This window comes from Chitiniphilus eburneus, assembly GCF_005048205.1.
Classification (GTDB): Bacteria; Pseudomonadota; Gammaproteobacteria; order Burkholderiales; family Chitinibacteraceae; genus Chitiniphilus; species Chitiniphilus eburneus.
The window spans coordinates 1-10,781 of sequence record NZ_SUMF01000053.1 but is presented as its reverse complement, the minus strand read 5'-3'; the positions used below and the strand labels follow the sequence as shown (position 1 = coordinate 10,781).

Genomic DNA, 10,781 nt, shown 5'->3' with positions numbered 1-10,781 from the left:
GCCCGGCCGCCGAACGCGCGCTGGCCGGCGACGTGGCGGGCGCCGAGGCAGCGCTGAACGCCACGCTGGCCGACAGCGACGCCGACACGCTTGCCCGCGGCGCGGTGTACCTGGTCGGCGCGGGCCCGGGCAACCCGGACCTGCTGACCTTCCGCGCGCTGCGCCTGATGCAGCGGGCGGACGTAGTGCTGTATGACAACCTGGTCTCGCCCGAGATCGTCGATCTGGTCCGCCGTGACGCCGAGCGCCTGTATGTCGGCAAGAAGGCCAGCAACCATGCCTTGCCGCAGGAGGACATCAACCAGTTGCTGGTGCGGCTGGCGCGCGAAGGCAAGACGGTGCTGCGGCTGAAAGGCGGCGATCCGTTCATCTTCGGGCGGGGCGGCGAGGAGATCGAAGAACTGGCCGCCGCCGGCATCGAATTCCAGGTGGTGCCGGGCATCACCTCGGCGGCGGGCGCATCGTGCTATGCCGGCATCCCGCTCACCCATCGCGACTACGCGCAGTCAGTCACCTTCGTCACCGGCCATCGGCGCGGCGAGGAGATCGAGCTGGACTGGCCGCGCCTGACGTCCGCCAGCGAAACCATCGTGGTCTACATGGGCGTGGCCCAGGCGCCGCGCATTTGCGCCCAATTGATCGCGCACGGCCGGGCGGCCGACACCCCCGCCGCCATCGTGGAAAAAGCCACGCTGCCGCAGCAACGCACGTTGGTCGGAACCCTGGCGACACTGCCCGAACTGCTGGCGAGTTCAGGCGTCAAGCCACCGGCACTGATCATCATCGGCGACGTGGTGCGGCTGGCCGGGAAACTGGGATGGCGGCATTGCTGAGCAGGCTTTCTCTATTAATTTAATCTTTGTCAGTGAAATTCTTTCAAAATACAAAATAATGCTTTGCTTATATACCAGGCGTAAGAGACCGCCGTATACTGGGCGCGCACCAATGCCCTCTGGAACCACCAGATGCGAATCACCAAATACCCTCGTCTAAGTGTGCTGGTCATGCTGCTGCTGTCCGGTGTCCTGCTCCTCTGGCAGCATTTCGGCATGAACCGGGTGATCCGTATCGATGGCCGCAGTGGCCTGCCGATGGCCTCGCTCGACGACCGCGTTTCCGGCGGCGCCTCGGTGGCGCGGCTGATCCGCAGCGACGACACCGTCGCCCTGCACTGCCTGTTGTCCGCCGCCTATGAATGGCCCTTCTGCGAGATGTCGATCCGGCTCACGCCCAAGGAAGAAGGGATCGACCTGTCGCGCTTCGAATTCATCAGGCTGGGCGTGGAGTATCGCGCCCCGGGCACGCGCAACCTGCGGTTTTACCTGCGTAATTTCGATCCGGCCTATGGCAAGGCCAACGACGACACCACCTGGAAAGCCAACGAACTCAGCTTCGTGCCCGCCGTGGGCGGCGAGGTGAAGACCATCCCGCTGTACAGCTTCAATGTCGCCGGCTGGTGGCTGGCGGAACTGGGCATCCCGGTGGAACACGCCGGCCCCGACCTGCGCCACGTGCGCATGGTGCAACTGTCCACCTCCGGCCTGAAAGACCCCGGCGAGCACGTCATCACCGTGCGCTTCATCGAATTCCACGGCAAATGGATCAGCCGCGAGCAGATGGCGCTGGTGCTGGTGGCGCTATGGGTGGCGCTGGCGGTCGGCGTGCTGGTGAACGACCTGCGCCAGATGCAGCGCCGGCTGCGGCATAGCCGCCGGCGCGAGGAAGACTTGCGCTCTCTGACCAAAACCTTGCAACTTGAAAACAAAGTGGTTGGCGAACTGGCCCGCCGCGACCCGCTCACCGGGGTGCGCAATCGTGCCGGCATCCGCGATGAGTTGCTGCGCGAAGCCGAGCTGGCACAACCCGACCGACCGCTGGCAGTGATCTTCATCGATCTGGACCACTTCAAGCAGGTCAACGACGAATACGGCCACGACACCGGCGACCTGGTGCTCAAGCAGTTCACCCACGAAGTGAGCAACCTGATCCGCAAGGAAGACTACCTGGTGCGCTGGGGCGGCGAGGAGTTCGTGCTGTTCTGCCCCAATACCGCGCTGGCCTCGGCGATCCAGCTTGCCGAGAAAATCCGGCTGCACCTGCGCAACCTGGACTGGGAAGGCGGCCTGCACGTGACCGCCAGCTTCGGGGTCACCGTGCTGGCGCGCGAGCCGATCGGGGATTGCCTCAAGCGCGCGGACGAGGCGCTGTATCAGGCCAAGAACGAAGGTCGCGACCGGGTGATCGCGCGACGGCCGTGATACGCATCATCGAGGTCGCCCCCGCTGCCGTCCCGGTGGCACTGTTGCTGCTCGCCGACCCCTCGCGCGCCAGGCTGGAAAGCTACCTCGGCCGCTCGCGCTGCTTCATTGGCGATGTCGGCGCTGCCCCTGCCGCTGAGTGGTGATGCCGATTGCCGAGCGCGCCTGGGAGCTGATGGCCATCGCGGTCGCCCCGACGCAGCAATGCCAGGGGCTAGGCACCGCGCTGTTGCAGTGGGTGATCGACGCGGTGCGCGATAGTGGTGCAAGCCGGCTGGAGGTGGGTACCGGCACCTTCGGCTACCAGTTGGCTTTCTACCAACGTGCCGGCTTTCGCGTCAGCGCCATCGAGCGCGATTTCTTCCTGACCCACTACCCCGAGCCAATCTTCGAGCGTGGCATCCAGCTTTGCGACATGCTGCGACTGACCTTGCACTACGACCGAAGCAACCCATAACGCCCTTCCGGCCAGGCCTTGCACGGTAGGTGGCCACAGGCGCCGGTACCTCATCGGCCTGCGCCGTTACGCTGTTTTCGTCAGTCATCCGGCACTAGGGCGTGCCATCCCGAACTGCACCGAACGCTGTCGCGAAACATTGGATGACACGCCCTAGGCCCGCGGCTGCATGGCCCGGGTGGCGGTGAATCACCGCCTGCGTGGCGCACTGCTTGCCGGAATCGCCGCACGGCATTCCGACTGCGGCCCCCCTGGCGCGGCCCGCCGCATTTACGCTTGAAAACCCCTGCGCCCTCCCCAACTATCAGTGCAAAGACACTGATTCCGGGAGGGTTTCCAGCCATGCGTTTCGACAAACTCACCACCAAGTTCCAGCAAGCCTTCGCCGACGCCCAGAGCCTGGCGCTGGGCCACGACAATCCGTATATCGAGCCTCAACACCTGCTGTCCGCACTGCTGGGCGACACCGATTCGGGCGCCATCGCGCTGCTGGCACGGGCCGGCGTCAACGTGGTGCCGTTGCAGAACGCGCTCAGGGATGCCATCGGCCGGCTGCCCAAGGTGGAGGGCACTGGCGGCGAAATCACCGTTTCCAAGGAGCTGGGCAACCTGCTCAACCTGGTGGACAAGGCCGCCATCAAGCGGGGCGACCAGTTCATCAGCAGCGATCTCTTCCTGCTGGCGCTGGCCGACGACAAGGGCGAGACCGGCCGCCTGCTCAAGCAGCACGGCGGCAACAAGGATGCCATCGAGGCCGCCATCGACGCGGTGCGCGGCGGCGAAAGCGTGCAGAGCGCCGAAGCGGAGTCGCAACGCGGCGCGCTGGGCAAGTACACCATCGACCTCACCGAGCGTGCCCGTGCCGGCAAGCTGGACCCGGTGATCGGCCGCGACGACGAAATCCGCCGCGCCATCCAGGTGCTGCAACGCCGCACCAAGAACAACCCGGTGCTGATCGGCGAGCCGGGCGTGGGCAAGACCGCCATCGTCGAAGGGCTGGCGCAGCGCATCGTCAACGGCGAAGTGCCCGAATCGCTCAAGTCCAAGCGCGTGCTCACGCTGGACCTGGCCGCGCTGCTGGCCGGCGCCAAGTATCGCGGCGAATTCGAGGAACGCCTCAAGACCGTGCTCAACGAGCTGGCCAAGGATGAGGGCAACACCATCGTCTTCATCGACGAAATCCACACCCTGGTCGGCGCGGGCAAGGCCGAAGGCGCACTGGATGCCGGCAACATGCTCAAGCCGGCGCTGGCGCGCGGCGAGCTGCACTGCATCGGCGCCACCACGCTGGACGAATACCGCAAGTACATCGAGAAGGATGCCGCGCTGGAACGCCGCTTCCAGAAGGTGCTGGTGAACGAGCCCAGCGTGGAAAGCACCATCGCCATCCTGCGCGGCCTGCAGGAAAAGTACGAAATCCACCACGGCGTGGACATCACCGACCCGGCCATCGTCGCCGCCGCCGAGCTGAGCCACCGCTACATCACCGATCGCTTCCTGCCGGACAAGGCGATCGACCTGATCGACGAGGCCGCCAGCCGCATCAAGATGGAGATCGACTCCAAGCCGGAGGCGATGGACAAGCTCGACCGCCGCCTGATCCAGCTCAAGATCGAGCGCGAGGCGGTGAAGAAGGAAAAGGACGAAGCCTCGCAACGCCGGCTGGCGCTGATCGAGGACGAGATCGGCAAGCTGGGCAAGGAGTACTCCGACCTGGAGGAAATCTGGAAGGCGGAAAAGGCCGCCGTGCTCGGCTCGCAGTCGATCAAGGAAGAGATCGAACAGGTGCGCAACGCCATCCAGGCGGCGCAACGGCGCGGCGAATGGGACAAAGCTTCCGAACTGCAATACGGCAAGCTGCCCGAACTCGATGCCAAGCTGAACGCGGCCGAGGCCGCCGAGGGCCAGGACCGGCCCAACCGGCTGCTGCGTACCCAGGTGGGCGCGGAGGAAATCGCCGAAGTGGTCAGCCGCGCCACCGGCATTCCGGTCAGCAAGATGATGCAGGGCGAGCGCGACAAGCTGCTGCGCATGGAAGACGCGCTGCACCGCCGTGTGATCGGGCAGGATGAAGCGGTACGGCTGGTCAGCGACGCGATCCGCCGCTCGCGGTCCGGCCTGGCCGATCCGAACCGGCCGTATGGCTCGTTCCTGTTCCTCGGCCCCACCGGCGTCGGCAAGACCGAGCTGACCAAGGCGCTGGCCGAGTTCCTGTTCGATTCGGAGGAACAGATCGTACGGCTGGACATGAGCGAGTTCATGGAGAAGCACTCGGTGGCCCGCCTGATCGGCGCGCCCCCCGGCTATGTCGGCTACGAGGAAGGCGGCTACCTGACCGAGGCGGTGCGCCGCAAGCCGTACAGCGTGATTTTGCTGGACGAGGTGGAAAAGGCGCACCCGGACGTGTTCAACGTGCTGTTGCAGGTGCTGGACGATGGCCGCCTCACCGACGGCCAGGGCCGTACCGTGGATTTCCGCAACACGGTGATCGTGATGACATCCAACCTGGGCAGCCAGCAAATCCAGATGATGTCGGGCGACGACTACCAGGTGGTGAAGCTGGCGGTGCTGGCCGAGGTGAAAATGCATTTCCGGCCCGAGTTCGTCAACCGCATCGACGAGATCGTGGTGTTCCACGCGCTGGAGGCCGCGCAGATCCGCAACATCGCGCGCATCCAGTTGCAGCGGCTGACGCAGCGGCTGGCGCAACTGGAGATCGGTTTCGACGCCAGCGACGCGGCGCTCGATCTGGTGGCCGAGGCCGGCTTCGACCCGGTGTACGGCGCGCGGCCGCTCAAGCGCGCGATCCAGGCGGAGATCGAAAACCCGCTGGCGAAGAAAATCCTCGCCGGTGAATTCGGCCCGAAGGATGTGGTCCGGGTGGATGCGCAGAACGGGCGCATCGTGTTCGCCCACTAAGAACCGCTGCGCTGGGTTTTGTCAGCGGCTCCAAAGGGCGAAATGACCGGGCACGGACCAAGGCCGGGATCGCGGGCAAAGGGTGCCGGGGGCGCGGGGTGACCCCCGCCAGCCCGGCGCCACGTGGCAATGCGCCTCGCCCTCGCCCTTCCCGAATATGGCTGCGCCCAGGATAGGCTGCGCTGGCCATCGACGAGGCCCGCCAACCGGCGGGCCTCGTCGTGTTGCCGTCAGAGCGATTTTTCGAACTGGCTGACCAGCAGCCGCAGCTCCCGCGCCACGTTCGCCAGCCGGTGCGCGGCCTCGTCCACGCTGCCCAGCGTTTCGTCGTTGCGCGCGGCCAGCTCGCTGATGCGTTCCATGCTGTCGGCCACATCCTGCGCCGCCTGGGTCTGCTGCGACAGCATCTGGTCGATTTCGCGCGCGGAGCGATCCACGCCCTGGCTGGCGTTTTCGATCTGTCCCAGCGTGGCGGTGGAGGCATCGATCAGCTCGCCGCCGTGCCGCACCCCGTCCACCGCGTGGCGCATGGTGTCGGTGGCAACGCCGGTGCGCGCGGCAATGGCCTCGATGGTCCGGGTGATGGTGCCGGTGGAAACACTGGTGCGCTCCGCCAGCTTGCGCACCTCGTCCGCCACCACGGCAAAGCCCCGTCCGGCTTCGCCGGCGCGCGCCGCTTCGATGGCCGCGTTCAATGCCAGCAGATTGGTCTGGTCGGCGATCTCGCGGATGGTCTGGGTCACGCTGTCGATGGCGCGCACCGCCTCGCTCAGCTCATCCAGCGTGGTACAGGCGCCTTCGACCACCGTCGCCACCTGCCGCGTGGCGCCCTGCGCCGCGCGCATTTCCTCGCCGCCCACGCGGGTCAGTTCGGAGGCCCGGCTGGCGTGCTCCGCGCTGTGGCGCGTGGAATCCTGGATTTCCGCCACCGAAGCCGTCAGTTGCTCCAGCGCCGCGGCCACGCCGCTCACACGGTCGGACTGCACGCGCGAGCGTTGCGCCAGTTCGCCCGACTGGGTGGACAGCTCCCCCGCCCGTCCTCCCACTTCCTCGGCGGCCGACACCACGTCCGCGATCACCGCGCGCAGATTGATGCGCATGCCTTCCAGTTGCAGCAACAGTTGCGAGAACTCGGCCGGTACCCGCGTATCCACCTGCACCTTGAAATTGCCCTCCGCCAGTTGGGCGAATACCTGGCCCGCCCGCGCCAGCGGCATGCGGATGCCGCTGCTGATCCAGGCCCAGCCCGCACCCGCCGCGAGCACGCCCAACACCGCCAGTGGCCAGCGCGCGGCATCGACCCCGGCCGCGCCCAGCAAGGGTGCCACGGTGGCGCCCAGCACCAGCGCGACACGCCAGCGCAACGCCAGCCGGTGCGGCCAGCGCGTGGCCGGCAGGACAGCCTGCCCCGCGTTCACCTGGCGGTACAGCGCATCCGCGCCATCGATCTGCGCGCGGGTGGGCGCATTGCGCACCGACATGTAGCCGACATGGCGGCCGTCCTCGAACAACGGCGTGACAAAGGCCTCCACCCAGTAATGGTCGCCATTCTTGCAACGGTTCTTGACGATGCCGCGCCAGGGCTGGCCGGACTGCACCGTCTGCCACAGGTCGGCGAATGCCGACGGCGGCATGTCGGGGTGGCGCACCAGATTGTGCGGGGCGCCGATCAGCTCATCGTGGCTGAAGCCGCAGATGGCGATGAAAGCGGGGTTGGCATAGGTGATCCTGCCCTTGAGATCGGTCTTGCTGACGATGGGATGGCGAGGATCGACGCGAACCTCTCTCTGGGTGACGGGTTCGTTGCGACGCATGGGTAACTCCTGGCAAAGCAAATTATTGTTGTGGTTTTAATTAGAAAAGACTGATATACGACGTTAAAAAAAAGCGCTCGCGCCGGCATCGCGGATATCCGCAATACCGTACAAATGGGTAGGTAAGTAGGGGATCAGGCCGCGGGCAGGTACTGCGCCGCGGCAAGCAACTGCCGGGTGTAGGGATGTTCCGGACTGGTGAATACCGATTCGACGGTGCCGCGTTCGACGACCTCGCCGGACTGCAACACGATCACGCGATGCGCCAGGGCGCGCACCACCGCCAGATCGTGGGTGATCAGTACATAAGACAGGCCGTGCCTGCGTTGCAGTTCGGCCAGCAGCTTGAGCACCTGAAGGCCGATATGCGCATCCAGCGCGGATGTGGGTTCGTCCAGCACCAGCACTTCCGGCGACAGGATCAGCGCGCGGGCAATGGCGATGCGCTGCCGCTGCCCACCCGAGAAGGAGTGCGGATAACGCTCCAGTACGTCCGTGCCCAGGCCCACTTCGGCCAGCACATCGATCGCGGCCTGCCGGCGCAGGTCGGGGCCAAGCTCGGGCCGATGCACCAGCAAGCCTTCCTCGACGATCTCGGCCACCGTCATACGCGGCGACAGCGAGGAAAACGGATCCTGCAACACCACCTGCATGCGGCTGCGCGCATCGCGCAGCGCCGCGCCGCTCAGGCGATCGAAACGCACTGCTTCGCGCTCGCCCGCGCCCAGCACGATCTGGCCGTGCCCCTCGCGCGTCAGGCGCAGTACCGCCAGCGCCAGCGTGGTCTTGCCCGAGCCGGATTCGCCGACGACGCCCAGCGTTTCGCCGCGTGCCAGGTCGAAATCGGCCGGCGCCAGCGCCCGCACCGTCTGCGGCCGCTTGAAGATGCCGGGTTGATGCGTGTAGTCGCAGCACACGCCGGTCACGCACAGCGCGGCGGGCGCCCCGGGCGCCACCGGCTGGGCCAGCCGGGCCTGGCGCACCGCCAGCAATGCGCGCGTGGCGGCGTGCGACGGGGCCTCGAACACATCGCAGGCCGGGCCCGATTCAACGATGCGGCCATCGCACATCACGGCTACCCGGTCAGCAAAACCACGCACCATCACCAGGTCGTGGGAAATCAGCAGCAGGCCCATGCCGTCATCGGCGGCGATACGCTTGAGCAATTGCAGTATCTGCACCCGCAGGTGCGCATCGAGCGCGGTGGTCGGCTCGTCTGCGATCAGCACGCGCGGCCGGCAGGCCAGCGCCATCGCAATCAGCACACGCTGGCGTTGTCCGCCCGACAATTGATGGGGATAGGCACCGAGCACCCGCTCGGCGTCGTTGAGATGCACGCGGCCGAGCAACTCGATCACCGCATGGCGCAGCGCCTTGCCGGTGATACCGGCATGCAGCGCCAGCGTCTCGCCGATCTGACGGCCGATGGCATGCAGCGGGTTCAGCGCGGACAACGGCTCCTGGAACACCATGCCCACGCCCTCGCCGCGAATGCGGCGCAAGGTGGCCTGGCTGGCTCCGATCAGTTCTTCACCGGCAAAGCGCACGCTGCCCACATAGCGCGCCTCCGGATCGAGCTGGGCAATGGCCCGCGCGGTAACGCTCTTGCCCGAACCGGACGCCCCCACCAGCGCCAGCGTCTCGCCAGCGGCCAGCGTAAACGCCACCGCCTCCACCGCCGCGCGCTCGTGGCCGGGAAACTCGACATGCAGCCCCGCCACATCGAGCAGCGGCTCGGCGGTCTGGGCGGAGGTGGTGATCGGGGCGGACATGCCAGCGATGATAACCCGAATGGGAAGAGTTCAAATCTTCCGCCACCTGAAATTCAAATCTGTAGACACAGAGCGCACTGAGAACACGGAGAAACCGGAAAGAACCCGACAGGCCAGATCGGTATGGTTCGCGGTTCTGTAGTTCTCTGTGCTCTCTGTGTTCTCAGTGCGCTTTGTGTCTACAGGTGTGGCCTTTTCCCAGATGTGCCCTTGTCCAGAGGTAGCCCTCCCACCCCTACAACGGCAGCAGGTCCAGCTTGGCGAACAGGCGGCGGTCGCCTTCGACATCGGGGTTGCCGGTGGTCAGCAATTTGTCGCCGTAGAAGATCGAGTTGGCGCCGGCCATGAAGCACAGTGCCTGCATGGCCTCCGGCATTTCGCGGCGGCCGGCGGAGAGCCGGACGAACGAGCGCGGCAGGACGATACGGGCCACGGCGATGGTGCGCACGAATTCGGTCCAGTCCAGCGGCTCGGCGTCGGCCAGCGGCGTGCCCGGCACCGGTACCAGGTTGTTGATCGGCACCGATTCGGGCTGCGGGTCGAGGTTGGCCAGTTGCGCCAGCAGGCCGGCGCGCTGTTCGCGCGTTTCGCCCATGCCGACAATGCCACCGCTGCATACCGACAGGCCGGCGCGGCGCACCTTGCCCAGCGTATCCAGCCGATCGTCGTAATCGCGGGTGGACACGATGTCGCCGTATTTATCCGGCGCGGTGTCGAGGTTGTGGTTGTAGTAGTCCAGCCCGGCGCCCTTGAGCTGTTCGGCCATGCCGTCCTTGAGCATGCCGAAGGTGCCACAGGTTTCCAGCCCCAGCGCCTTCACGCCGGCGATCATCTTCTTCAGTTCATCCAGATCGCGCTGCTTGGGGCCGCGCCACGCGCCGCCCATGCAGAAGCGGCTGGCGCCGTTTTCCCTGGCCAGCCGCGCGGTTTCGATCACTTCCTCCGCCGCCATCAGGCCCTGGTTCTCCACGCCGGTGTGGTAGCGCGCCGACTGCGGGCAATAGCCGCAGTCCTCGCTACAGCCGCCGGTCTTGACCGACAGCAGCGTGGACAACTGTACCCGGTTGGCGTCGAAGTGCTCGCGATGCACCTGCTGCGCCTGGAACAGCAGGTCGTTGAACGGCATGGCGAACAGGGCGGCGATGCCGGCCTCGTCCCACAACGCCTGCTCGGGGTGCGGCGTAGCGCGGGTCAACTCGATGGTCTGTGTCTGCGGTGGATTCATGCGAAGCCCCTGCTGGTCTAGAAAGGAATGGCCGGATTGTCCGCAGCCGGGCAAGGCATTGTCAATTTTCAAAATGAAATTTCTGAACAACCATCCCATTCGTACCACAGCGTGGGGCGTGTTCCGCGCCGTTGGCCGTTGGCCGCCCACCGCGTGCCTGGGCTGCGGCGCGGCTTGTCGCGATGGCCTGTGCGCCGCCTGCCTCGACGATCTGCCCACCCTGCCCGCATCACGTTGCGCCGTGTGCGCCATGCCGGTGCCCAGCGGGGCGTGCTGCGGGCACTGCCTTGCCGCGCCGCCCGCCTTTGCCGCGACGCACGCCTGCTTTGCCTATGC

At 66.3% G+C, this 10,781-nt stretch carries 9 protein-coding genes; 6 read left to right on the top strand and 3 right to left on the bottom strand.

All coding sequences use genetic code 11. The annotated features are described in order from the left end of the window. From cysG to clpB, 5 genes are all read left to right on the top strand, one after another. The coding region (gene cysG / locus FAZ21_RS19550; protein ID WP_246038793.1) for a siroheme synthase CysG at window positions 1–833 on the top strand (833 nt) is incomplete at its 5' end. A 132-nt stretch (window positions 834–965) separates the two neighbouring features. Next, window positions 966–2,258 carry a diguanylate cyclase gene (locus FAZ21_RS19545; RefSeq protein ID WP_136775109.1) on the top strand — a complete coding sequence of 431 codons (1,293 nt, stop codon included), beginning with the start codon at window positions 966–968 and terminating at the stop codon, window positions 2,256–2,258. Next, window positions 2,255–2,404, top strand: coding sequence for a hypothetical protein (locus FAZ21_RS20670; RefSeq protein ID WP_211243537.1), 150 nt, complete (start codon window positions 2,255–2,257; stop codon window positions 2,402–2,404). The genes FAZ21_RS19545 and FAZ21_RS20670 overlap by 4 nt, the downstream gene beginning before the upstream one ends. Next, on the top strand, window positions 2,404–2,715 hold the full coding sequence (locus FAZ21_RS19540) for a GNAT family N-acetyltransferase (RefSeq protein ID WP_211243536.1): 312 nt from the start codon (window positions 2,404–2,406) through the stop codon (window positions 2,713–2,715). Before FAZ21_RS20670 ends, FAZ21_RS19540 begins: the two co-directional genes overlap by 1 nt. Window positions 2,716–3,057: 342 nt before the next feature. Continuing rightward, complete coding sequence (clpB, locus tag FAZ21_RS19535) at window positions 3,058–5,634, top strand: ATP-dependent chaperone ClpB (protein ID WP_136775108.1); 2,577 nt, start codon at window positions 3,058–3,060, stop codon at window positions 5,632–5,634. A gap of 230 nt (window positions 5,635–5,864) precedes the next feature. On the opposite strand, the gene FAZ21_RS19530 is transcribed toward clpB, so the two are convergent. The 3 genes from FAZ21_RS19530 to bioB all read right to left on the bottom strand — a co-directional run bounded on the left by FAZ21_RS19530 (window position 5,865) and on the right by bioB (window position 10,445). Beyond that, entirely contained in the window at window positions 5,865–7,448 is a 1,584-nt protein-coding gene (locus FAZ21_RS19530) for a methyl-accepting chemotaxis protein (protein ID WP_136775107.1), read from the bottom strand. Window positions 7,449–7,582: 134 nt separating this feature from the next. Then, entirely contained in the window at window positions 7,583–9,220 is a 1,638-nt protein-coding gene (locus FAZ21_RS19525; protein WP_136775106.1) for an ABC transporter ATP-binding protein, read from the bottom strand. 235 nt (window positions 9,221–9,455) lie between these two features. Then, window positions 9,456–10,445 carry a biotin synthase BioB gene (bioB, locus tag FAZ21_RS19520; RefSeq protein WP_136775105.1) on the bottom strand — a complete coding sequence of 330 codons (990 nt, stop codon included), beginning with the start codon at window positions 10,443–10,445 and terminating at the stop codon, window positions 9,456–9,458. Between the two features lie 73 nt (window positions 10,446–10,518). Between bioB and FAZ21_RS20665 the strand changes: the two genes are divergently transcribed. Next, window positions 10,519–10,781 (top strand): double zinc ribbon domain-containing protein (locus FAZ21_RS20665; protein WP_246038792.1); only part of this gene is annotated, 263 nt, incomplete at its 3' end.

What these genes read in the sequence shown, in the direction of transcription:
- FAZ21_RS19525 (WP_136775106.1), bottom strand. Translation starts at nt 9,220, where the DNA reads ATGTCCGCCCCGATCACCACCTCCGCCCAGACCGCCGAGCCGCTGCTC.
- FAZ21_RS19530 (WP_136775107.1), bottom strand. Translation starts at nt 7,448, where the DNA reads ATGCGTCGCAACGAACCCGTCACCCAGAGAGAGGTTCGCGTCGATCCT.
- FAZ21_RS19545 (WP_136775109.1), top strand. Translation starts at nt 966, where the DNA reads ATGCGAATCACCAAATACCCTCGTCTAAGTGTGCTGGTCATGCTGCTG.
- clpB (WP_136775108.1), top strand. Translation starts at nt 3,058, where the DNA reads ATGCGTTTCGACAAACTCACCACCAAGTTCCAGCAAGCCTTCGCCGAC.
- bioB (WP_136775105.1), bottom strand. Translation starts at nt 10,445, where the DNA reads ATGAATCCACCGCAGACACAGACCATCGAGTTGACCCGCGCTACGCCG.
- FAZ21_RS19540 (WP_211243536.1), top strand. Translation starts at nt 2,404, where the DNA reads ATGCCGATTGCCGAGCGCGCCTGGGAGCTGATGGCCATCGCGGTCGCC.